This is a genomic window from Streptomyces sp. NBC_00080, assembly GCF_045041255.1.
GTDB lineage: Bacteria > Actinomycetota > Actinomycetes > Streptomycetales > Streptomycetaceae > Streptomyces > Streptomyces coriariae.
The window spans coordinates 8,181,684-8,203,011 of sequence record NZ_CP108235.1 but is presented as its reverse complement, the minus strand read 5'-3'; the positions used below and the strand labels follow the sequence as shown (position 1 = coordinate 8,203,011).

Annotated in this window: 15 protein-coding genes; 12 read left to right on the top strand and 3 right to left on the bottom strand. The window is 72.0% G+C overall.

All coding sequences use genetic code 11. The features are described 5' to 3' along the window. Window positions 1-160 precede the first annotated feature (160 nt). The 3 genes from OHU34_RS36660 to OHU34_RS36650 all read left to right on the top strand — a co-directional run bounded on the left by OHU34_RS36660 (window position 161) and on the right by OHU34_RS36650 (window position 5,804). Window positions 161-3,016, top strand: coding sequence for a DEAD/DEAH box helicase (locus tag OHU34_RS36660; protein ID WP_405770373.1), 2,856 nt, complete (start codon window positions 161-163; stop codon window positions 3,014-3,016). Beyond that, window positions 3,013-4,314 carry an SWF or SNF family helicase gene (locus OHU34_RS36655; RefSeq protein WP_142269062.1) on the top strand — a complete coding sequence of 434 codons (1,302 nt, stop codon included), beginning with the start codon at window positions 3,013-3,015 and terminating at the stop codon, window positions 4,312-4,314. Before OHU34_RS36660 ends, OHU34_RS36655 begins: the two co-directional genes overlap by 4 nt. Before the next feature lie 146 nt (window positions 4,315-4,460). Beyond that, on the top strand, window positions 4,461-5,804 hold the full coding sequence (locus tag OHU34_RS36650) for an esterase-like activity of phytase family protein (protein WP_405770370.1): 1,344 nt from the start codon (window positions 4,461-4,463) through the stop codon (window positions 5,802-5,804). Between the two features lie 58 nt (window positions 5,805-5,862). Here OHU34_RS36650 and OHU34_RS36645 read toward each other — a convergent pair whose 3' ends face one another. Further along, on the bottom strand, window positions 5,863-6,327 hold the full coding sequence (locus OHU34_RS36645) for a hypothetical protein (RefSeq protein ID WP_230196840.1): 465 nt from the start codon (window positions 6,325-6,327) through the stop codon (window positions 5,863-5,865). Between the two features lie 231 nt (window positions 6,328-6,558). Further along, on the bottom strand, window positions 6,559-7,725 hold the full coding sequence (gene xylA, locus OHU34_RS36640; protein WP_142269065.1) for a xylose isomerase: 1,167 nt from the start codon (window positions 7,723-7,725) through the stop codon (window positions 6,559-6,561). 128 nt (window positions 7,726-7,853) lie between these two features. Between xylA and xylB the strand changes: the two genes are divergently transcribed. The 7 genes from xylB to OHU34_RS36605 all read left to right on the top strand — a co-directional run bounded on the left by xylB (window position 7,854) and on the right by OHU34_RS36605 (window position 17,205). Continuing rightward, complete coding sequence (gene xylB, locus OHU34_RS36635) at window positions 7,854-9,299, top strand: xylulokinase (RefSeq protein ID WP_230196839.1); 1,446 nt, start codon at window positions 7,854-7,856, stop codon at window positions 9,297-9,299. A gap of 22 nt (window positions 9,300-9,321) precedes the next feature. Then, a complete protein-coding gene (locus tag OHU34_RS36630; RefSeq protein ID WP_142269067.1) occupies window positions 9,322-10,530 on the top strand; it encodes an ROK family transcriptional regulator in 1,209 nt (402 codons plus the stop codon). Window positions 10,531-10,985: 455 nt separating this feature from the next. Next, complete coding sequence (locus OHU34_RS36625) at window positions 10,986-11,585, top strand: N-acetylmuramoyl-L-alanine amidase (RefSeq protein WP_230196838.1); 600 nt, start codon at window positions 10,986-10,988, stop codon at window positions 11,583-11,585. A gap of 130 nt (window positions 11,586-11,715) precedes the next feature. Beyond that, entirely contained in the window at window positions 11,716-12,984 is a 1,269-nt protein-coding gene (locus tag OHU34_RS36620; protein WP_142269069.1) for a GAF domain-containing protein, read from the top strand. 172 nt (window positions 12,985-13,156) lie between these two features. Then, window positions 13,157-14,680 carry an aldehyde dehydrogenase family protein gene (locus OHU34_RS36615; protein WP_142269070.1) on the top strand — a complete coding sequence of 508 codons (1,524 nt, stop codon included), beginning with the start codon at window positions 13,157-13,159 and terminating at the stop codon, window positions 14,678-14,680. 690 nt (window positions 14,681-15,370) lie between these two features. Next, window positions 15,371-16,177 (top strand): alpha/beta hydrolase, encoded by an 807-nt coding sequence (locus OHU34_RS36610; RefSeq protein WP_142269071.1) that lies wholly within the window; start codon window positions 15,371-15,373, stop codon window positions 16,175-16,177. A 494-nt stretch (window positions 16,178-16,671) separates the two neighbouring features. Then, entirely contained in the window at window positions 16,672-17,205 is a 534-nt protein-coding gene (locus OHU34_RS36605; RefSeq protein ID WP_142269072.1) for a sigma-70 family RNA polymerase sigma factor, read from the top strand. Between the two features lie 68 nt (window positions 17,206-17,273). On the opposite strand, the gene OHU34_RS36600 is transcribed toward OHU34_RS36605, so the two are convergent. Next, complete coding sequence (locus OHU34_RS36600; protein WP_405770364.1) at window positions 17,274-18,704, bottom strand: hypothetical protein; 1,431 nt, start codon at window positions 18,702-18,704, stop codon at window positions 17,274-17,276. 266 nt (window positions 18,705-18,970) lie between these two features. Here OHU34_RS36600 and OHU34_RS36595 point away from each other — a divergent pair, with 266 nt between their 5' ends. Together OHU34_RS36595 and OHU34_RS36590 are read left to right on the top strand one after the other, a co-directional pair. Next, complete coding sequence (locus tag OHU34_RS36595) at window positions 18,971-20,875, top strand: hypothetical protein (protein WP_405770361.1); 1,905 nt, start codon at window positions 18,971-18,973, stop codon at window positions 20,873-20,875. 90 nt (window positions 20,876-20,965) lie between these two features. Next, window positions 20,966-21,259 carry a WXG100 family type VII secretion target gene (locus OHU34_RS36590; protein WP_142269075.1) on the top strand — a complete coding sequence of 98 codons (294 nt, stop codon included), beginning with the start codon at window positions 20,966-20,968 and terminating at the stop codon, window positions 21,257-21,259. Window positions 21,260-21,328: the final 69 nt, after the last annotated feature.

The following is a 21,328-nucleotide window of genomic DNA, read 5'->3' as shown; positions in this document are numbered from 1 at the left end:
GAGACGTCCCTGAGGTACAGCCCCGAGACGCCCCTGGGAGTTCCCGTCCCAGGATGGCGGACCAGACCGGATCCTCACATGGTGCGCGTTTGCCGCCGCAGTGCTGTACCCTCAGCGACCCCGCCCCTGGTAGTCAAGTTTGAGGAGTAATTTCATCACCGTGCAGAGGGTTCCCTTGGCGACACCGTTCGAGATCTCCGAACTGGCACGTTGCTCCGCCGTGTTCGTGCCCGGCACCCCGGCCCGAACCGGCGGCGTCGCCTTCTGGCGACCCGACGACGACGCCCTTCCCGCCGCCGGCCGACGGGTGGAGGATCTCTCAGTCGTTCTGCCGGCCGGCTCCGGTGTGGCACTCGCGCGCGTGCCCGCCCTCCTCCTGCCGCTGGAAGAGGCCCTGCCCCTCCTCACGCGCGCGCGTGACGTGCCGGACGGACACCGGGCCGCCGCCTTCTGGGGTGCGGCCGCTCTGCTGGCACTGCGGTGTGTGGCGCGCGGTCTCCTGCTGCCCGGCCTGTCACCGGAGGACCACGACGCCTGGCGGATCGGCCCGCTGGCTCCGCAGGACATCGACCAGGTACGCCGACTGGCCGCCTCGATGCCACCAGAAGCACACGCCGCCCCCCTGGACGAGGCCCCGCCCCTGCGCCTTCCCGACCCCGAGCGACTGCTGCGCGCCTTCCTGGACGCCGTGGCGGACGCGCTCCCGCGCACTCCCGCCGCGCCGCTCCTGACCGGAGGTCCGGCCTACGCGGCCCCGCAGCCCCGACACCTGCCGGAACTGCGCGCCTGGGCGGCCGACGTCGCCGCGGGCCACGACGCCGGCGTGCGGATCTCGCTGCGGATCGAGGTCTCCGGGCTCGACATGCCCGGGATCGACGCGCCCAGGTTCCGGGCCGTGCCGCAGGTGCACAGCGTGAGCGACCCCGCGCTCGTCGCGGACGCCACCGACGTCTGGGCGGACTCCGGCGTCACCCGCGGGGCGTTCGGCCCCCGCGCGCGGATGGACACCCTGCTCGCCCTGCGCCGTGCGGCCCGTGCCTGGCCTGCGCTGACACCCCTGCTGTCGGCCACCGTGCCGGACGCCGTCGAACTCCTCGACGAGGAGCTGTCCGAGCTGCTGGGCGAGGGCTCGCGGGCACTGGCGGGCGCGGGGATCGAGGTGCACTGGCCGAGGGAGTTGGCCCGCACCCTCACCGCCCGCGCGGTCGTGGGGCCGCCCGAGCAGGAAGGGGGGCACGCTCGGCTCGGCGCGGACACACCGTCCTTCCTGTCGGCGGACTCGCTCCTGACGTTCACCTGGTGGTTCGGGCTGGGCGAACAGCAGCTGACCCGCGAGGAGCTGGACCGGCTGGCCGAGGCCAATCGGCCTCTGGTGCGGCTGCGCGACCAATGGGTCCTGATCGACCCACGGGAACTGCGCCGGGCCCGCGCGCAACAGGACCGCAAGATGACGCCCGTGGACGCGCTGGGCGCGGCTCTGACGGGCTCGACGGAGGTCGACGGCCGCCGGGTCGACGTGCGGCCCACCGGGTGGCTGGCGGCCCTGCGAGAGCGGCTGACGCAGCCCGGGACGCAGGAGCCCGTGGCGCAGCCCGCGGCCCTCGACGCCACGCTGCGCGACTACCAGCGGCGCGGTCTGGACTGGCTGGCCCGGACCACGGCGCTGGGACTGGGCTGCTGCCTGGCGGACGACATGGGGCTCGGCAAGACCGTCACGCTGATCGCCCTGCACCTGCACCGCCAGACGGACGCCTCGGCGGCGGGTCCCACCCTCGTGGTCTGTCCGACGTCCCTGATGGGCAACTGGCAGCGGGAGATCGAGAAGTTCGCGCCGGGCACGCCGGTGCGCCGCTTCCACGGTCCGCAACGAGATCTGGCATCCCTGGCCGACGGGGAGTTCGTCCTGACCACCTACGGCACGCTGCGCCTGGACGCGGGACGGCTCGGCGAGGTGCCGTGGGGCCTGGTCGTGGCGGACGAGGCCCAGCACGTGAAGAACCCGTACTCGGCGACCGCGCGGGCGCTGCGCACGATCGGCGCACGCGCGCGCGTGGCGCTCACGGGCACGCCGGTGGAGAACAACCTGTCGGAGCTGTGGGCCATCCTGGACTGGACGACACCCGGTCTGCTGGGCCGGCTCGGCGCCTTCCGTACGCGGTACGCGCGGGCCGTGGAGAGCGGCGGGGACCCGGCCGCGGCGGAGCGGCTCGGCCGGCTCGTGGGACCGTTCCTGCTGCGCCGCCGCAAGTCGGACCCGGGGATCGCCCCCGAGCTGCCGCCCAAGACCGAGACCGATCGGCCCGTGGCCCTCACGCGGGAGCAGACCGGCCTGTACGAGGCCGTGGTGCGCGAGACGCTCGCCGCGATCGCCGAGGCGGACGACATGGCGCGCCGGGGGCTGATCGTGAAGCTCCTGACCGGTCTCAAGCAGATCTGCAACCACCCGGCGCAGTACCTCAAGGAGGAACGGCCGAGGACGGCCGGGCGCTCCGGGAAGCTCGAGCTCCTGGACGAGCTGCTCGACACCCTCCTCGCCGAGGGGGCGAGCGTGCTGGTCTTCACGCAGTACGTGCGGCTGGCGCGCCTTCTCGAACAGCACTTGGCGGCGCGGGGCGTACCCACGCAGTTCCTGCACGGCGGTACTCCCGTCGCCGAGCGCGAGAACATGGTCGGGCGTTTCCAGGACGGCGAGGTGCCCGTGTTCCTGTTGTCGCTCAGGGCCGCGGGCACGGGCCTCAACCTCACGCGCGCGGAGCACGTCGTGCACTACGACCGCTGGTGGAACCCGGCCGTCGAGGCGCAGGCCACCGACCGCGCGTACCGCATCGGCCAGACCCGGCCCGTGCAGGTGCACCGGCTGATCGCCGAGGGCACCATCGAGGACCGCATCGCGGCCATGCTGCGCCGTAAGCAGGATCTCGCGGACGCCGTTCTCGGCTCCGGCGAGGCGGCGCTCACTGAACTGACGGACGCCGAGCTGGCCGATCTGGTCGAGCTGCGAGGGGATGCGCGATGAACCGGCACGACAGCGTCGAGGAACGGACCTTCGCCGCATTGCCTCCCGCTCACGGGACGGGGTTCGCCCGGACGTGGTGGGGACGGGCGTGGCTGACCGCGCTCGAGGACGGCGCGCTGGACGGGGAGCAGGTGAGGACGGGCCGTCGGCTCGCGCGCGCGGGCGCCGTGGGCGCGGTGTCGGTGCGGCCGGGGCGGATCACGGCCGTCGTCCAGGACCGCGATCACACGCGGCACCGGGCCGACGTGCTGCTCGACCGGCTCTCGGACGACCACTGGGACCGTCTGCTGGACCTGGCGGTGGAGCGCGCGGGGCACGTCGCCGCGCTGCTCGACCGGGAGATGCCGCCCGATCTGGTCGAGGACGCCGAGTCGGCCGGCATCGACCTGCTTCCGGGGCTGGGTGACCTGGAGGCGCAGTGCGACTGCGGCGCCTGGGACCACTGCGGTCACACGGCGGCGGTCTGCTACCAGGTGGCGAGGCTGCTCGACCAGGATCCGTTCGTCCTCCTGCTGCTTCGGGGACGTTCGGAACGGAGCCTGCTGGACGACCTCCAGGCGCGTGGCTCCGCCGCTCGGCCCGACGCGGAGCCGCCGCGGACCGAAGGGGTGGACGCGGCGGAGGCGTACGCGGCCGGGAACATCCTGCCCCCGCTGCCCGCCGTGCCCGTACTCCCGCCGGAGCCGGGAGTGCCGCCCTCCTGGGACACGGATGCCCCTCCCCCGTCCGGGGTCGAACCGTCGGCGCTGGAGATCCTGGCCGCCCGGACGGCCGCCGCGGCACACCTGCTGCTCGCGGAGGCACTCCGTGAGGGAGCGGAACGGCGAGCGCCGACGGCCGGATTGACCGTGGGTCAGGACGCCGTACGGCTGGCGGAGGGCGTCCTCGGCGTATCCGGGACGGCGGACCGACCCGGCGCGGCCGTGCTGGACCGTCTCGCCACCGGGTCGGGGCGCGACCGGGCGGAACTGGCCGCTGCCGTCCGGGCCTGGCGACACGGCGGGGCGGCCGCCCTGTCCGTGCTCGAGGAGGAGTGGGTCGTGGAGGGCGAGGTGTTCGCACGCGCGCGTGCCGCGCTGGAATCGGCCTGGGAGGAGGACGAGCGGCCGGTGCTGCGGGCACGGGCGAACCGGTGGACGGTCGTCGGGACGGCCTGCCAACTGCGGCTGGGGCGGGACGGCAGATGGTGGCCGTACCGTGAGGAGGGCGGTCGCTGGATGCCGGCCGGGGATGCGGCCCACGACCCGGCGACGGCTCTGGCCGTGGCCCGCCCTGACGGCGAGGAAGCGCTCTCTTAGGCCTGCTCCCTACGATGCCGCGCGGGGCGTCGGTCCGACGGGCGGCCGACGCCCTCCGTTCATCCGGAGGTCGTACGGCGTTCGACGCGTGCCCCAAACCTGGCCGCTGTCAGCGAACTTGTCGCATCTTCTCCTCAGGAGGCCTGATGTCCCCGCACGCCACCGGTCGGCGCCGCGTCCATCGTTCCGTCGCGGCGGGCCTACCGCTCGCCGTGCTGGCCGCGCTCGCCACCGCCGGACCGGCCGCCGCGGGCACTCCGGCCCAGGAGGCGCACGTCACGCGGACCGCGACGCTCGCCGACATCCCGCTCGGGACGTTCAGCAACGCGCTGTTGCCCGGCACGGTGGCCGACGACCGGGGCGTGGACCTCGGCGGCATCGGCAGCGACATCTATCCGGCGGGCCGCAAGGGCGAGTTCTGGACGGTCACCGACCGCGGGCCCAACGGGCAGATCAAGGTCGGCGGCACCAAGCGCCGTACGTTCCCCGTGCCCGGGTTCGATCCGGCGATCGTGCGCATCGGGGTGTCCGGGGACACGGTGAAGGTGCTCCAGGCGATCCCGGTCACCACGAGGTCGGGCAAGCCCGTGACGGGCCTGTCGAACCAGGCGGGGCGCGACGAGGCGCCGTACTCCTACGACGCCCAGACGCCCCTGCCGTACAACCCGAACGGGCTGGACACCGAAGGCATCGTGCGGGCGGCGGACGGGAGTTTCTGGCTCGTCGACGAGTACGGGCCCTCGCTGGTGCACGTCTCCGCGCGCGGGAAGGTGTTGACGCGTTACGTGCCGCAGGGGCTGAAGCTCACGGGCACGGACTACCCCGTGGTGGAGGCGCTGCCGGCCGTCCTGCTGCACCGGAAGAGCAACCGCGGCTTCGAGGGGCTGGCCCAACTCCCGGGCGGCGACCTCGTCCTGGCGGTGCAGAGCCCGTTGTCGCTTCCGGACACGGACGCGGGAGAAGGCTCGCGGACCACGCGTCTGCTGCGTTTCTCACCGAAGAAGAAGGCCGTCACCGCAGAGTACGCGTACCGCTTCGACCCGGTCGAGGTGGTCGACCCGAGCGAGGACGACACCTCCGAGCTCAAGATCTCCTCGCTGGTCGCCGTGGGCGGCGACCGGCTGCTCGTGGAGGAGCGCACCGACAAGGCCGCGCGGCTGCACCTGGTACGGCTGAGCCGGGCGGCGAACATCCTGGGCGGCCGCTGGGACGACGACACGACGTCCCCCTCGCTGGAGCAGTTGGACGACCCCGCGGCCTCGGGAGTCCCGGTGCTGGCGAAGCGGCTGGCCGTCGATCTCGGCACGGTCGCCGGGGTGCCCGGGAAGATCGAGGGCGTCGCACTCGTGGACCACTCCACGTTGGCCCTCGTCAACGACAACGACTTCGGGATGACGGACGGCGCCGGCGCTGTCGACGCGCAGGGCCGGCTCGTCGACAGCGGCATCGAGACGACGGTCACCTACGTGCGGCTGCCGCGCGGCGTGTGAGCGACGGCACCTCGGCCCGCGCGCGTGGCGCTGACCGGCGGCCACACGCGCGTGGCCGCTAGGGCAGCAGCTCCTCCAGGGACGGCAGCAGGGACTCGAGATCGCTGGGCAGATCGCTCGGCAAGGCGGTCGGCAGCCGGCTCGGCAGTCGGGTGGGGAGCTGCGACGGAAGTTCGGTCGGCAGGCCGCTGGGCAGCTCGACCGGAAGGCTGAAGGAAGGGGTGGGGGTGGCGCCGCTGCCGGTGCTGTTGCCGACGTTCGGCTCGTTGTCCGGCGAATCGTCGCCTCTCATCAGCACGACGGCGACCACGGCCCCGGCGGTGACGAGCAGCGCGAGGACGACGAAGAGCGGGTTCCTCCGCCTTCCGGACCCGCCCGGCGGACCCGATGGCGGCGGCGACCAGCCGCCCCCGCCCGTCCCGTCGTCGGGTCCGTAGCCGGAGCGGGGCGGTCCGAAGCCGCCCGGAGGCGGCATGTCGCCCGGCGGTCCGGGCGGTCGAGGCGGTACGGGCGGCGTGGCCATGCCGTCCAGCGTCGCGGGGAACCGCCCGCGGCGCGAGCCCCGCACGGAAGTTGATACCGACTCATGCCATGGACCGCATGATTCCGGCGTATTCCGCGCGGACGCCGCTCGAAGCCGAGCGAGGACCGAGCGGAGACCGAGCGCGGACCGAGCGCGGACCGAGCGAGAACCGATCGTTCGACGGCACGCGTGTGTGCACGCTCATCGGTGCACACACGCGTGCGTGCCGGTTCAGCCCCGGGCGCCCAGCAGGTGGTCCATGGCGAGCTGGTCGAGGTGCTCGAAGGCCATGCCGCGGGCGGCGGCCGTCTCGGCGTCGAAGTCCTCGAAGGCGGTCCGGTCGGCGAGCAGGCTCTCCAGGCCGTCGGCGGCGGTCGCCTGGGCGAGCTCGTCCAGGCGGGAGGCGCGCAGGGCCGCCTGGACCTCCGGGTCGCTGCGGAACGCGGCCGCACGCTCCTTGAGGATCAGGTAGTTGCGCATGCAGCCCGCGGCCGAGGCCCACACACCGTCGAGGTCCTCGGTGCGCGGCGGCTTGAAGTCGAAGTGCTTCGGGCCCGCGTAACCGGCGCTCTCCAGCAGGTCGACCAGCCAGAACGCGGAGCGCAGATCGCCGGCGCCGAAGCGCAGGTCCTGGTCGTACTTGATGCCGGACTGGCCGTTGAGGTCGATGTGGAAGAGCTTGTCCGCCCACAGCGCCTGGGCGATGCCGTGCGGGAAGTTCAGCCCGGCCATCTGCTCGTGGCCGACCTCGGGGTTCACGCCGTACAGCTCCGGGCGCTCCAGGCGCTCGATGAAGGCCAGGGCGTGGCCGACGGTCGGGAGCAGGATGTCGCCGCGCGGCTCGTTCGGCTTGGGCTCGATGGCGAACTTCAGGTCGTAGCCCTGGGAGGTCACGTACTCGCCGAGGAGGTCGAAGGCCTCCTTCATGCGGTCGAGGGCCACTCGTACGTCCTTGGCGGCACCGGACTCCGCGCCCTCACGGCCGCCCCAGGCGACGTAGATCTTCGCGCCGAGCTCGACGGCCAGGTCGATGTTGCGGATCGTCTTGCGCAGGGCGTAGCGACGCACGTCACGGTCGTTCGCCGTGAACGCGCCGTCCTTGAAGACGGGGTGCGTGAAGAGGTTGGTGGTGGCCATCGGCACGGTCATGCCGGTGGTGTCCAGGGCCTGGCGGAAGCGCTTGATGTGCTCCTCGCGCTCGCTCTCGGAGGACCCGAAGGGGATCAGGTCGTCGTCGTGGAAGGTCACGCCGTAGGCGCCCAGCTCGGCCAGGCGCTGCACCGACTCGACCGGGTCCAGGGCACGCCGCGTGGCGTCACCGAACGGGTCCCTTCCCTGCCAGCCGACGGTCCACAGGCCGAAGGTGAACCTGTCATCGGGGGTGGGCTGGTAGCTCATCGTGCGGCTCCTTGCTTGAAGACTGTGTCGCCGACTATTTCGTCATGGCAGTTTACAAATTAGTATGCGGACGCATCTCTGGGAAGACAGATCCCGCAGAGCCGCGGAAAAACTTGAGGGAGAACCCGATGTCAGCAGCCGAGGGTCCGCTCGTCGTCGGCGTGGACACGTCCACCCAGTCCACGAAGGCGCTGGTCGTCGACGCGGCCACCGGCCAGGTCGTCGCGAGCGGCCAGGCGCCGCACACGGTGACCTCGGGCGCCGGCCGCGAGAGCGACCCCCGCCAGTGGTGGGACGCCCTGCGCGAGGCCCTGCACCAGTGCGGCGACGCGGCCCGCGAGGCCGCCGCGGTGTCGGTCGGTGGGCAGCAGCATGGGCTCGTCACGCTGGACGAGCGCGGTGAGCCGGTGCGTCCGGCGCTGCTGTGGAACGACGTACGCTCCGCACCGCAGGCTCGTCGGCTGACCGAGGAACTGGGCGGAGCGAAGTTCTGGGCGGAACGCACCGGGTCCGTCCCGGCCGCGTCCTTCACGGTCACGAAGTGGGCCTGGCTGGCCGAGCACGAGCCGGAGGCCCTGCGCGCCACGAAGGCCGTACGCCTCCCCCACGACTACCTCACCGAGCGCCTCACGGGTGAGGGCACCACCGACCGCGGTGACGCCTCCGGCACCGGCTGGTGGGCGTCCGCGACCGAGTCGTACGACGCGGAGATCCTCGCCCACGTGGGACTCGACCCGGCGCTGCTGCCCCGCGTGGTGCGCCCCGGGGAAGTCGCGGGCACCGTACGCGACAGTCACGACCTGCCCTTCGCCAAGGGCACCCTGGTCGCCCCGGGCACCGGGGACAACGCCGCGGCGGCGCTGGGCCTCGGGCTGCTCCCCGGCACGCCCGTGCTGAGCCTCGGCACGTCGGGCACGGTGTACGCGGTGGCCAAGCGCCGTCCCACCGACCCCACCGGCACCGTGGCCGGGTTCGCCGACGCGCACGGCGACTGGCTGCCCCTTGCCTGCACCCTGAACTGCACCCTCGCCGTCGACCGCGTCGCCGCCCTGCTGGGCCGGGACCGCGAGGCCGTGGAACCCGCCGCGGACCTCACCCTGCTGCCCTACCTGGACGGCGAGCGCACTCCGAACCTGCCGAACGCCTCGGGCCTCCTGCACGGTCTACGCCACGACACGACCGCCGGCCAGCTGCTCCAGGCCGCCTACGACGGCGCGGTGCACTCCCTGCTCGGCGCGCTCGACCTGGTCCTCGACGAGGACGCGGACCGCTCGGCTCCCCTGCTGCTGATCGGCGGCGGCGCCCGGGGCACGGCCTGGCAGGAGACCGTGCGCCGGCTGTCCGGGCGGCCGGTCCAGGTGCCCGAGGCCAAGGAACTCGTCGCGCTGGGGGCTGCGGCGCAGGCGGCGGGCCTGCTGACCGGCGAGGACCCGGCCGCCGTCGCCCGCCGCTGGAACACCACCCGGGGTCCGGTCCTCGATGCCGTCGAGCGGGACGAGGCGACGCTCGCCAGGATCGCCGGGGTACTCTCCGACGCGGCCCCGCTGCTGGACCGGAGCACGGACGCCCACTGAGCATCGACGAATCGACGGAGGCATGACCGCACCGCTGCACGAGGCCCGGCCGACCGGCCCGGGGCGCGCACTGCCCGACACCCAGCAGGGCATGCGCCGCCGCAACCTGGCCCGGGTGCTGCACGCCGTCCGCGCCGAGGGGCCGCTCTCGCGCGCCGCGGTCGCCTCACGCATCGGCCTGACCCGGGCCGCGGTCTCCACCCTCGTCGACGAACTCATACGCACCGGACTGCTCGAGGAGCTGGGCCCCGAGCGGCCGGGCCGGGTGGGCCGCCCCGGTTCGGCGCTGGCGGTCAGCGGGCGCGGTCCGGCGGGCATAGGTGCCGAGATCGGCGTCGATCACCTGGCGGCCTGCGCCGTCGACCTGCGCGGCGACGTGCGGGCACACGCCGTGCGGCACGGCACGAACCGGGGCCGCTCCCCCGAACCGGTGGTCGAGGAACTGACCGGCCTGGTGCGCCGGGTGGTCGCCGAGGCCGAACGCGCGGGGCTGTGGCCGGCCGGACTCGCCGTGGCCGTCCCCGGCCTGGTCGCCCGCGACGCCCGTACGGTCGTCCGCGCGCCCAACCTCGGCTGGCAGGACGTCGACCTCGGCGCGTTGCTGCCCGGGGAGTTCCCGCTGACCGTGGACAACGAGGCCAACTTCGGCGGGCTGGCCGAACTCTGGCTCGGCGCGGACACTCCGGGGAACTTCCTGCACGTGTCGGCGGAGATCGGCATCGGCGCCGCGCTGGTCGTGGACGGCAGCCTGCTGCGCGGCACCCGCGGCTTCGCCGGTGAGCTGGGCCATGTGCCGGTGCACCCGGACGGACCGGAGTGCGGGTGCGGCGGGCGCGGCTGTCTGGAGCAGTACGCCGGCGAGGAGGCGGTACTGCGGGCGGCCGGGCTGGAACCGGGCGAGGACCGCGTCGGACTCCTCGCGGGACGCGCCGCGGACGGCGACCCGGACGTACGGCGGGCGCTGCGCGAGGCGGGAACGGCCCTCGGCATCGCACTCACCGGGGCGCTCAATCTCCTGGACCCTGAGGGTGTCGTGCTCGGTGGCGCCCTGGCCGGGCTCGCGCCGTGGCTGCTGCCGTCGCTCGAGGCCGAGCTCTCCCGGCGTACGGCGGGCCCCGCCCGTCCGGTGTCCGTCTCCCGGCTGGGTCCCGAGGGCCCGTTGCTGGGGGCCGCGCACTCGGTGGTGCGGGCCGTGCTGGACGATCCCGCGGCGGTGGCGGAGCGGGCCTGAACTGACGGGCCGTGGAGGGCCGTGGACCTGGCCGCCCGGCCCGGCGCCGACGGCTCGCCGGTCGCGTGACGGCCCTGGCCGGACGTCGCGTGGCCGGACGTCGCGTGGCCGGACGTCGCGTGGCCGGACGTCGCGTGGCCGGGCGTCGCGTGGCCGGCATCCGCGCTCACAGCGGCCGGGGTGCCGATCGGATCGGGCCCGGAACTCCCCGTTCGGGTGAGCGAGTTGTCCACAGTTGCGCACTCGTCCACCGAGCCCCGGCGTGTCCTCCGGCCCGGCCCGTCGGCGCCGTAGCGTAATGCGTGCGGGACACGGCCGCCGAGTGGTGACGGCAGTGTCCGGCCGGTACGGGATCACGGGTTCGGCGAGTCGGACGCGCACCGGACCGACCGCCGCCCCGTACGCGCTCCGGTACCGCCCGCCGGACGCCCGAGACCCCGAAAGGCAGCACCTCTGTGGAACGAACGAAATCCCTCCCCGCACGACGACGGATCCTGAAGGGCGCCGCCCTCGCCGCCGTGCCGTACGTGCTGCTGCCCTACGCACAGGCGGGCGCCCGGCCTCGGACCGTCGACTTCCCGTCCGCCGAGTGGCGGCCCGCGGCCGACGCCAACCGCACGGCGGCGAACCGCCCCCTCACCCATCCCGTCGACCGCGTCGTCATCCATGTCACGCAGACCCTCTACGCCAAAGCCCTGACCGTCTTTCAGAACCCGCGCAAGAAGGTGTCCGCCCACTACGTCGTGCGCTCCGAGGACGGTCATGTGGCGCAGTGCGTGCGCGAGTCGGACATCGCCTGGCACGCGGGGAACTGGGGCTACAACACCCGCAGCATCGGTATCGAGCACGAAGGGTGGGTCGACAGACCCGCCTACTTCACCGACGCCCTCTACGAGAGGTCCGCCCGGCTGACGGCGTCGGTCTGCGACCGGTACGGCATCCCGAAGGACCGCGCGCACATCATCGGCCACTACGAGGTGCCGGGCACCGATCACACCGATCCCGGTCCGAACTGGGACTGGAGCCGCTACCTGAGACTCGTCGGCCGCGCCTGACCCGGACCGGACCGCAGACCCGGACCGCAGACCGGACCGTCGCCTTCGGAGTGACGTCGTCCAAACGGTTGTCGGTCCGCGTACCCGGCGTGACGATGTCCCCAGCCGTATCGCCTTCCGGGAGGACGAGTTGACCGATCCCTGGGTGGCCCTCGAACCGGGTGCCGACCCCGCCGAGCGGGTGCGGGTCCTGCGCCGGGCGCATGAGACGTTCACCGAGGCGGGCACCGTGCCGCGGCCGGTGCGCTCCGTCGTGGCCGACTCCTGGCGGCGTTCCGCACGGGCCGGCGTCGGTCCCGACGGCACGGCGAGCGTCGAGTTGACCGACGGCGATCTCGGCGCCTACCGGTCCGAGCATCCGCTGGCTCGGGTGATGCCGTTGTTCCGTGAGCTGATGGGCACGTTCGCGGCCGACGGCGAGCATCTGCTGGCGGTGTGCGACGCGCACGGGAGGCTGTTGTGGGTCGAGGGCCACGCGGCGACCCGGCGGCAGGCGGGGCGGATGAACTTCGTGCCGGGTGCGCGATGGGCGGAGAGCGCGGTCGGGACGAACGCGCCGGGCACCGCGGTCGCCCTGGACAGGCCGGTGCAGGTGTTCGCGGCCGAGCACTTCATCCGGCGGGTGCAGCCCTGGACGTGCGCCGCCGCCCCGGTGCACGATCCGCGGACCGGGCGGGTGCTCGGTGCAGTGGACATCACGGGCGGGGACGGCCTGGCGCATCCGCACAGCCTGGGCTTCGTGCAGGCGGTCGCGCGGGCCGCGGAGGCCCACTTGGCGCTGCTCGCCCCGGAGCGGCCCGCCGTCGACGCACCGCGGCTGACCGTGCTGGGCAGGGACGAGGCGCGTCTGGTCACCAACGGCCGTGACCTCAGGCTGAGCCGCCGGCACAGCGAGATCCTGGTGCTGCTGGCCCGTCGTCCCGAGGGTCTGACGGGCGACGAGCTGCTGTGCGCGCTGTACGAGGACGAGTCGGTCCCCCCGGTGACACTGCGGGCCGAACTCGCCCGGCTGCGCGGGGTGCTCGGCCCCGGGCTGCTGGCCTCGCGCCCCTACCGGCTCACCGTCGCGTGCGAGTCGGACGTCGCCGTCGTCGAACGCCGGCTGGCGGCAGGCGCGGTCACGGCGGCCGCGACGGCGTACACCGGGCCGCCGCTGCCGTCGTCGCAGGCACCGGCGGTGGCACGGCTCAGACGCCGCCTCGCCGAGGGCCTGCGCGCCGCGCTGATCGCCCGCGGCGACCCCGATCTGCTGGCGGACTGGGCGCACGCGCCGTGGGGCGAGGACGACCTCGACGTATGGCGGGCGCTCGCGGCGACCCGCCCGACGGCCGCGACACGGGCTCGCCTCGCGTCCCTCGAGTCGGAGCTGACGGCGCCGACCGGGTGGCCGCACCCGTAGGCCGGGCGAGCCGTCCGCAGTCGAGGCGTTGTCGTCGAGGTGTCCGTCGTCGAGGCGTCGGCAGGCAAGGCGTCCCGGCGGGCACCGCAACGTGGATGCAACGTCCGCCTGCCTAGCCTCCCGCGGAGAGCTGCCCAACGGCGGGCAGCGCTGCTGAGGGAGGCAGAGCAGGATGACCCGTTACGCGGCGCCAGGCACCGAGGGCGCGATCGTCTCCTACCAGACGCGTTACGACCACTACATCGGCGGCGCCTACGTGCCACCGGCCCGGGGGCAGTACTTCGACAACCCGTCCCCGGTGAACGGCGAGACGTTCACCGAGGTGGCGCGCGGTACGGAGGAGGACGTGGAGCGGGCGCTCGACGCGGCGCACGCGGCCGCGCCGGGCTGGGGCCGCACCTCGGCGACCGAGCGCTCCGACATCCTGCTGAAGATCGCCGACCGCATGGAGGCGCATCTGGAGCCCCTGGCGGTCGCGGAGAGCTGGGAGAACGGCAAGCCCGTCCGTGAGACGCTGGCGGCGGACATCCCGCTGGCCATCGACCACTTCCGCTACTTCGCCGGCGCGGTGCGGGCCCAGGAGGGTTCGCTCAGCGAGGTCGACGACGACACGGTGGCCTACCACTTCCACGAGCCGCTCGGCGTCGTCGCGCAGATCATCCCGTGGAACTTCCCGATCCTGATGGCCACCTGGAAGCTCGCGCCGGCCCTCGCCGCGGGCAACACGGTGGTCATCAAGCCCGCCGAACAGACCCCGGCCTCGCTGCACTACTGGATGAGCCTGGTCGGGGACCTGCTCCCGCCGGGCGTGGTGAACATCGTCAACGGCTTCGGGCTGGAGGCGGGCAAGCCACTCGCCTCCAGCCCGCGGGTGGCGAAGGTCGCCTTCACGGGCGAGACGTCCACGGGCCGGCTGATCATGCAGTACGCGGCGGAGCACCTGAAGCCGGTCACCCTGGAACTCGGCGGCAAGTCACCGAACATCTTCTTCGACGACGTGTGGGAGAAGGACGACGACCTCCGCGACAAGGCCCTCGAAGGCTTCACCATGTTCGCGCTGAACCAGGGCGAGGTCTGCACCTGTCCCTCGCGCGGGCTGATCCAGCGCGGCAACTACGGCGACTTCCTCCAGGCGGCCGTCGCCCGCACCGAGCTCATCAAGCCCGGCCACCCCCTCGACACGGACACGATGATCGGCGCGCAGGCGTCCGGCGACCAGCTCGCGAAGATCCTCTCCTACATCGACATCGGCCGGAAGGAGGGTGCGAAGATCCTCACGGGCGGCGAACGTGCCGAGTACGAAGGCGAGTTGAAGGGCGGCTACTACGTCCAGCCGACGATCTTCGAGGGTGACAACCGTATGCGGATCTTCCAGGAGGAGATCTTCGGTCCGGTCGTCTCGGTGGCCTCGTTCGACGACTTCGACGACGCCATCAAGATCGCCAACGACACGTCGTACGGCCTCGGAGCCGGCGTGTGGACGCGGGACATCAACACGGCGTATCGCGCGGGCCGGGCGATCCAGGCGGGTCGCGTCTGGACGAACTGCTACCACGCGTACCCGGCACACGCCGCCTTCGGCGGCTACAAGCAGTCGGGCATCGGCCGTGAGACGCACAAGATGATGCTGGAGCACTACCAGCAGACGAAGAACATTCTTTGTTCCTACAGCCCTCAGAAACTTGGCTTTTTCTAGAGCCTGATGTCGGGTTGCCTGGAGGCATCGTCGTGCACCAGCCAACCCGACATTGTAGGTATCCCGAACGCGCCGGTCGATCCCGGCCAGGCCGCCGCGCTCACGAGGTCGGCGGATCTGGAACCACTGGAGCCCTGGTCCCGGCACCGACCTCCCCTGGAGGTGCCGCTGCGCAACCTGCGGAACGGTCGGGACGCCCATTCATGGGGCCGGCCGGACCGACGGGCAGCAACGCGCCCGCCTCCGACTCCTGGACGCGAGGCGATCAGGGCACCACTGAGCGCACGGTCCGCGACGGCGGCAGCCGCTTCGCCGAGACGGTCCGGAAGCCGGGGCACGAGAGATGTGAGCCGAGCGCCCGCCAGATGATCGCCGGCGACAAGAGCGGTACGCAGCAGTGCGGGCAGCAGGAGGAGCTCGTTGCCCTCCGTGTCGCGGCCCGCGGGTCCGCACCATCGCACGAAGAATCTTTTGGTGTCGTATTCGGCAAAGAAGCTCGGGTTCTTCTGGGGACGACGAGTCCGGACCGAGTGACAGCCACTCTTTGGGACCCGTCCCTGGGGCCGGTCCCGTGGTCGTTCCGGTGGCCGGCCCCAAGGAGTCATCTGGCGGATTCAGCAGGCACGGACGGCAGTCAAGACTGACTTGGCAGCACCGCAAGTTAACGTCCCCACGCCTCAGGAGCAGACCGTGTCGGCCTCATTCGTACCTGTCGTCTTCATCCATGGGCTCTGGTTGCACGCCTCATCGTGGCAGCCATGGCAGGACCTGTTTTCCGAGCACGACTTCGATCCTGTCGCGCCGGGCTGGCCCGGCGAGGCCGCGACCGTGGCCGAGGCCAGAACCCGGCCCGAGACAGTGTCCGGCTTCGGTATCGACGACGTCACCGCCCACTACGCCGAGGTCGTACGCGGCCTGGACCGGCAACCGCTGCTGATCGGTCACTCCTTCGGCGGGCTGATCGCGCAGAAGTTGCTCGGTCAGGGGCTGGGCCGAGCCGCCGTCGCCATCGATCCGGCCCAGATCAAGGGGGTCAAAGCCCTTCCCTTCGCGCAGTTGAGAGCCGGTTTCCCGGTGCTGGGGAATCCTGCGAACCGGAGCAGAGCGGTATCGCTGACTGCCGAGCAGTTCAGATATGGCTTCGGAAATGCGTTGCCGCAGGTCGAATCCGACGATCTGTTCGATCGATACACGATCCCGTCGCCCGGGCGACCGCTCTTCGAGGCAGCCTTCGCCAACTTCGCTCGGCACTCACCCGCGAAGGTTGCGACGGACCGCTCCGATCGCGGTCCGCTGCTGTTCATCTCAGGGCAGGCCGATCACACCGTTCCGGACGTGGTGACCCGCTCCGCCCACCGCCTGTACCGCGGCTCGTCCGCCGTTACCGAGCTCAAGCAGTTCCCGGACCGTGGCCATTCCCTGGCCATCGACCAGGGCTGGCGCGAAGTCGCCGAATACGTCCTCGACTGGTCGAAGCGGCACGGTATCCAGGCCTGAATGCCCTCAGCAGGGGCGTGCCTTCTTTCGGCACGCCCCTGGCAGCCCGCCCCGAGGCCCTTGTCTCCGCCGGTTCATGACGCCGACTGCCCAGCACGTCAGGGGCAGTCGGTTTGTCATGTGTCCCCGCTCCCTGCCGCATTCGACGATCTTCGACATGCGTCCCGCCCAGCTACGACCGGCGGGCAGGAAGGGGTGATGTGGATGAACGTAGTCGCGCACTGTGTCGTGTACCGGGCAGACAGCGCCGGGTCGCAAGGCCTGGCACACGACTTCGATCTCGGCAGAACCGCGGGAGGGGCGACCGGTGAACACCGGACTGCGGTGGCATCCACCTTCTCGGCACTGGTTGGTCACCGGTGTCTTTCTAGGCTCCTGCTGCCGCACACCGACGGAGTGATCACACAGGTGAGGCGGTACGCACCGGCCTCTTTGCCCTGATCCGTGGACCGCACACGGACCGCACGGCAACCCTCCCCCTCAGGATGCGCCCCATGACGCCCTCTGCCCCGTCCTCTCCCCGGCTCGACGAGGTGCAACAACACAACGTGCAGGCCTTGTTGGCCGAACACCGGCCGGCGGTACTCGCCTACGCGGAGAAGCTCCTCGGCGACCGCCACGCCGCCGAGGACGTCGTCCAGGAAGTCCTCATCCGGGCATGGCACCACATCGACCGGCTCATGTACCGCTCCGGTTCCGTACGCGGCTGGCTCATCACCGTGACACGCAACCTCATCATCGACCGGCTGCGCAGTGCGGCCTCGCGCCACGAACTGATCGGCGCCGAGGACACCGACATCGCACAGCGCGATCACGCCGATGCCGTGGTGGCCTCGATCGAGACCACCGCCCTGATGCGCCGACTGCCCCTGGAACACCGGGAGGTGCTGTTCCACACCTACCTCTGCGGTCGTACGGTCCGGGAAACCGCCCAGCTGATGGGAGTTCCGACGGGCACCGTGAAGTCCCGTCAGCACTACGCCCTCACCAGGCTCAGACAGCGGTTCCCCGCCCACAGCCCCGCGTAGGGCGTCCCTGGGGTGGGACGCGCCCCGACCGCGAGTGTCGTCCCTCCGGGCGGCGGGGGGGGGCAGGGTCACGCAGGTGCGGTGACCTTCACCCCGAGGAGCGGGAGTTCAACCGATCCCTCGGCTTCGGCATGCCAACGCCATCGAGCGTCAGGCAGGTCTCCGCACACCAGGCCCGTCCACCCGGCGCCTCCCGGACCGCACAGTTCGAGGAGCTCCGCGGTCTCGTGCCGGGTGGGGGTGCCCGCGACCACCACGACTCCACGCACAGGGCGCCGCACCGCACCCGCGCGGACCGTGCCCGCACCACGCACGTCGCCGGGGGAGCGGTGTCTGTCCGACTCCGTGGGCTCACGCAGCCCGGCGGGCAGGGCGAATCCCGCTCCCCCTTCCGCTCCCTGCCTCAAGGTCACCGGGATCTCGGGACGGCTGCGGGCGAGTTCCGCCAGCAGACCGCTCACGACAGCCCGGCCGACCTCGGCATCTCCGGTGACACTCAGAACACCGTCCAGCCGACTGAGATCCACCAGCAGAGGAGCACCCTCCTCATCGATGCCGACTCTCACCAGGCAGGCCGAACCGTCGAGAGAAGCCGTGCGAGCCGTGGTCGTCGTGTCGGCTCCTCGGCCGAGCCAGTCAGCCGCCTGGCGGCGCCAACGGGCCGAGTCGAGCTGCTGCCAGGACGCAGGGACCCCGGCTGATGCTTCGAGCCACACCGTCGCCCCGGCAGCATCCACACGCACCGCGTGCACGGCTGTCTCCGGGCGGCTCCCCGAACCGGCGAACTCCCCCAACACGGCATAGGCCCGCCGGACCGGATCGGCGTCGACGGAGAACCTGGCGGAGAGTGCCACACGTTGACGCAGGCCACGGCGACGGCGAGCGGGTTCGCCCAGCCTGCGCAGCTGACGGAGAAACGCCCTCCAAGTGCTCCGCACCCGCTTCCTGGCGAGAATGGCGGCGGTGACCAGTGCCAGCAACACCGCTCCGGCGACGGCCAGGAGAGCCGGCAACGGCACGACGACGGTGGCGGAATCAGGCTGTCCTGCCGTGTCGCCGGGGGCCGCCTGCTGTGGTGGGGTGGCGGGTGAAACCGTCTCCGATCCGGCCCCGGTCTCCTGTGCCAACTGCACGTCCGGTCCTGCGGCGTCCTCGGGAAGCCTGAGAATCCAGCCGGTGCGGAGCGCGTCGCCCTGTGTGGTGAGCGCTCCTCCGTCGGGCTGGGCGAGGCCGCGGTTGAGGTCGAAGATCTCCTCGGCCCTGGAGGAACTGCCGAGAGTGCGGGCGGCAATCGACTCCAAGGTGTCGCCACCGGCGGTCTGCACGACGAACACCTTGACGGTGTCCCCGTCCGCGGCGGCCGCCCGGCCGGTCACCGCCGAGGCCAAGGCCGTGGCGAGGGCGAGAACGATCAGCAGTGCCGCCGCGCCGTGGGTGAACAGTGCCCGCCGCACGACCCGTGGTCGGCCGGATCCGTTCCTGTCCGCTGAGTCCATCATGATCGATCCATCCGTGTCTCCCGGTGTACGTGTCTGCGCTGTCCGCGGCCGTCGTGTCGGATGAGGGCGGCTGGGCACGGGCGCATGTCACGGGGTACACGGGACCGCCGCGGGAAAGGTTCGCATGCGACTCCGTCCCCTCCCTCGCCGCGGCGGCGACGGCCCGACGGCAGACGACCGGCGGCGAAGGACCGGGGCACGGGTGAACCACTCGGACGGCTGTCTCGTGTACCTGCCGACCAGCAGCCAAGCTCCCGGGAGATGCCGTGGCACGACAGCACGTTTCCGGCTTCGAGGTACTCGGCATGTCCGAGGACCCGACGCCCGGGGATCCCGACGAGATAGGCCGCTTGGAAGGCCGCTATCGCGACATCGGCGAGAAGGCCGAACTCGCGGCCCGGCACCTGAGCGAGGGCGGCGCGGTGGAGAAGGGCACCGGCGACGCCATGGCCGCCCTGCAGAACAAACTCAAGGACCTGCCCGGCAAGATGCGCAGGACCCAGAAGTCCTTCCTCACCGCCGCCGAGGCGTACAAGGCCTACGCCGCCGCGTTGACGGAAAGTCAGGCGATGGTCGACCGGGCGATGAACGAGGCACAGACGGTCGCCGACACCGCGAACCGCGTGCTCCCGGAGCTGCCCACGGACCCCACCCCGGAGCAACGGGCAGCCGCGACACAGCAGCGGGACCGGGTGTCCGCCGCCCAGGACGCGCTCAACTCGGCGAAACGACTGGCCGAGGACGCCCGTACTCTGCGCCAAGCGGCTTCGTCCAAGGCTCAGGACACGCTTGACGAAGCAGCCGGCGCGGCCATCCCGGAGCGTGACTTCTTCAAGAAGGTCGCCGACTTCTTTCAGGACTTCCCGTTCGTCCAGATCCTGCTGTCCATCGTCATCGCGGTGACGTCGATCTTCTTTCCCGTGGTCGGCTTCCTCCTGGGGCTCGGGACGTTCATCTTCAATCAGATCGTGGCGGCGCAGACCGGCGCTCTCAAACTGGGCGACCTCCTCATCGGGATCGTCGCCCTGATACCGGGCGCCGCCGTGTTCAAGGTGGGGGGAGCCGCGCTGACCAGGGTGGCACCGGCGCTGAGCAAGAAGATCGGCGGCCTCATCACCAAGGCCGGTGGCTCCTTCACGGGGTTCAAAGACGCCTTCGCCGCGACGCGCGTCGGCGGTGCCCTGCTCGGCAGCACAGCGGCACGGATCGGAGGGGAGGTCGTCGGAAAGTTCGCTGTGGGTGCCGTCACCGAGGTCCTGGTCAAGGCTGCCAACCACGACAAGATCACTGCCGGCAACATCCTGGCCGGTGCCGCGGCGGGGGCGGCGGCCGGCGGCCTCATCCGAACAGGCGGTGCGCTACGAAACCGGGGCGACCGGGCGACTCCTCGCGCGACGGCGCCGGACTCTCCCCCGGCAGCGAACGCTCCCCCGGCGGCGGTCCCGCCCGTGACTCCGCGAACGACTCCCCGACCCCTGGACGACGTGCCCGCCGCCCCGGCCGGGCGTACTCCTTCGCTTTCGCTCGGAGAGCGCTTCAAGGCCGGACTCAAGGAACAGGCTGAGGCCCTCGTCCCGGCCGGGGCGGAATCGGCGGCCAAGGTGGGCGTGGCGGTCGGCGAGGGCATGTCGTTGAAGGATGCTGTGGTGGGCGAGGCGGCCAACTTCGTCCCGAAGTCGCCCGGCCCGGCGGCACACAGAGGTCTGGAGGCAAGAGCGGACCGGCTCGTGGACCAGAGGACTCCATCCGAGCCCGGACCGTCCTCACCGCTCCCACCGCCCCCGCCGTCCTCACCGCTCCCACCGCCCCCGCCGTCCTCACCGCTCCCACCGCCCCCGCCGTCGAGCCTGCGGCCTTCGGTGAGCGACGGTGGTCCCCCGGCCGACCGGCCCGCCTCTCCGGCCCCGACACACCAGGACTCCCCCGTGCCGGCGGACGGCCCGCAGACGCCGACGTCGCCCGGGAGCTCACGTCCCTCTCCCGAGAACGGGCCGCTGCCTCCCTCCCCGACCTCGGCCGATTCCACCGATTCCACCGACGGGTTCGCCACCGCTCCTTCGTCGCCGACGACGGACGGGTTCGTCACAGCACCCACCTCGCCGACGACGGACGGGTTCACCACAGCACCCACCTCGCCCGTCACCGACCGGCCGGACCCGTCCGGCGCCTAGAGCCACCGGACACGGGGCGCAGGACGCAGGACCAAAACTTTCCGCCCACTTTCTGGGCGGGTTTCCCACCCACACGCAAGGAGCACTCCCATGCCCAACTTCGCCGTCAACTCGGACGAGACCGCTGCTGCCTCGGCCTCCCTCCTCAACGACTTCTCCTCGCTGCAGGACAAGCTGACCGAGGTGCGCGGCAAGATCACCCAACTGCTGGCCCAGGGCTACAGCACTCCTGCCGCACAGCAGAAGTTCCAGCCCTTCTTCGACGAGTTCGCCAAGGGCTTCGAGCAGGTGAACCAGGGACTTCAGGGGATCAGCCAGTACGTCAAGGCCGTCGGTGACGCCTTCTCGCAGACCGACGAGCAGCTCGGTTCCAACCTGGGCTGAGGTCTCACGTAACCCCATAACCCCGTTCGCGCTCCCCGTCACACCGTCGTCACCCCCGTGTGGAAGGAC

What these genes read in the sequence shown, in the direction of transcription:
- xylA (WP_142269065.1), bottom strand. Translation starts at nt 7,725, where the DNA reads ATGAGCTACCAGCCCACCCCCGATGACAGGTTCACCTTCGGCCTGTGG.
- OHU34_RS36605 (WP_142269072.1), top strand. Translation starts at nt 16,672, where the DNA reads ATGACGCCCTCTGCCCCGTCCTCTCCCCGGCTCGACGAGGTGCAACAA.
- OHU34_RS36630 (WP_142269067.1), top strand. Translation starts at nt 9,322, where the DNA reads ATGACCGCACCGCTGCACGAGGCCCGGCCGACCGGCCCGGGGCGCGCA.
- OHU34_RS36615 (WP_142269070.1), top strand. Translation starts at nt 13,157, where the DNA reads ATGACCCGTTACGCGGCGCCAGGCACCGAGGGCGCGATCGTCTCCTAC.
- OHU34_RS36600 (WP_405770364.1), bottom strand. Translation starts at nt 18,704, where the DNA reads ATGATGGACTCAGCGGACAGGAACGGATCCGGCCGACCACGGGTCGTG.
- OHU34_RS36650 (WP_405770370.1), top strand. Translation starts at nt 4,461, where the DNA reads ATGTCCCCGCACGCCACCGGTCGGCGCCGCGTCCATCGTTCCGTCGCG.
- OHU34_RS36645 (WP_230196840.1), bottom strand. Translation starts at nt 6,327, where the DNA reads ATGGCCACGCCGCCCGTACCGCCTCGACCGCCCGGACCGCCGGGCGAC.
- OHU34_RS36590 (WP_142269075.1), top strand. Translation starts at nt 20,966, where the DNA reads ATGCCCAACTTCGCCGTCAACTCGGACGAGACCGCTGCTGCCTCGGCC.
- xylB (WP_230196839.1), top strand. Translation starts at nt 7,854, where the DNA reads ATGTCAGCAGCCGAGGGTCCGCTCGTCGTCGGCGTGGACACGTCCACC.
- OHU34_RS36655 (WP_142269062.1), top strand. Translation starts at nt 3,013, where the DNA reads ATGAACCGGCACGACAGCGTCGAGGAACGGACCTTCGCCGCATTGCCT.